The sequence below is a fragment of the Sphingomonas faeni genome (genome assembly GCF_024273235.1).
Classification (GTDB): domain Bacteria; phylum Pseudomonadota; class Alphaproteobacteria; order Sphingomonadales; family Sphingomonadaceae; genus Sphingomonas; species Sphingomonas faeni_A.
Genome location: NZ_JANBVH010000094.1, coordinates 1 through 1200, shown reverse-complemented (window position 1 = coordinate 1200; position 1200 = coordinate 1). Strand labels below are relative to the sequence as shown.

The window sequence follows — 1200 nt, the reverse complement described above, 5'->3', positions numbered from 1 at the left end:
TGTTATTTTGGATCATGAAGGAGTTTGGAAATGGGTAAGAGGCACAAGCCGGAAGAGATCATCGGCAAGCTGCGGGAAGCTGAGATCGTGTTGGCGCAGGGCGGGACGACAGCGGATGCGTGTCGGCGGATCGCGGTTACCGAGCAAACCTATTATCGCTGGCGCAAGGAGTATGGCGGTCTGAAGACCGACCAGGCCCGGCGGATGAAGGACCTGGAGAAGGAGAATCTCAGGCTCAGGCGGGCGATCTCTGATCTGACGCTCGACAAGTTGATCCTGCAGGAGGCCGCTAGGGGAAACTTCTGAGCCCCGCGCGGCGACGGCGCTGCATCGATCATGTTCGTGGTGAGTTGGCAGTATCCGAACGACGGGTCTGCCGGGTGCTTGGCCAGCATCGATCGACACAGCGTAAAGTGCCGCGTGGGGCTGATGATGAAGATGCGCTCACCGACGATATAGTGGCGCTTGCGCGCCAATACGGTCGCTATGGCTATCGCCGGATTACGGCTTTGCTGCGCGATGCAGGATGGGTGGTGAACCGCAAGCGGGTCGAACGGATCTGGCGACGCGAGGGACTGAAGGTGCCGCAAAAGCAACCCAAGCGGGGCCGGTTATGGCTGAACGACGGCTCGTGCATCCGGTTGCGACCTGAGTATCCAGGGCACGTCTGGGCATACGACTTCGTCGAGGGCCGCACCCATGATGGCCGCAAGTTTCGCATCCTGACGGTCATCGATGAGGCCAGTCGCGAATGCCTGGCCTTGATCGTGGCGCGGCAGCTCAAACACGAAGACGTGCTAGCGGCTTTGGCCGACCTTTTCATCGCACGTGGTCCGCCTGCCAATATCCGGTCGGATAATGGCAGCGAATTCATCGCGACAGCAGTCCAGAAATGGCTGGAACAAGTCGGCGTGAAGACACTCTACATAACCCCAGCGTCTCCCTGGGAGAACGGCTACAACGAAAGCTTCAATGGGTCGCTTCGCGACGAACTGCTCAACGGCGAGATTTTCTACACCCTTACCGAAGCAAAGGTGCTGATCGAAGCCTGGCGTCGGCACTACAACACGATCCGCCCCCACAGCAGCTTGGGCTATCGACCACCAGCCCCAGAAGCAGCTTCGCCGCCATTGCCGCCTTCCGGTTCCGCTTCGCTCCACCTCCAGGCGCCAATGGCAACGGAGGCGACAATGCACTAAC

Annotated in this window: 1 protein-coding gene; it reads left to right on the top strand. The window is 59.8% G+C overall.

Annotated features, from left to right (window positions below):
* Positions 1-30 precede the first annotated feature (30 nt).
* A protein-coding gene (locus NLI89_RS21630) for an IS3 family transposase (protein WP_183937620.1) occupies positions 31-1199 on the top strand; the annotation gives its coding sequence in 2 pieces (ribosomal slippage) (positions 31-292 and positions 292-1199; 1170 coding nt in all).
* Position 1200 lies beyond the last annotated feature (1 nt).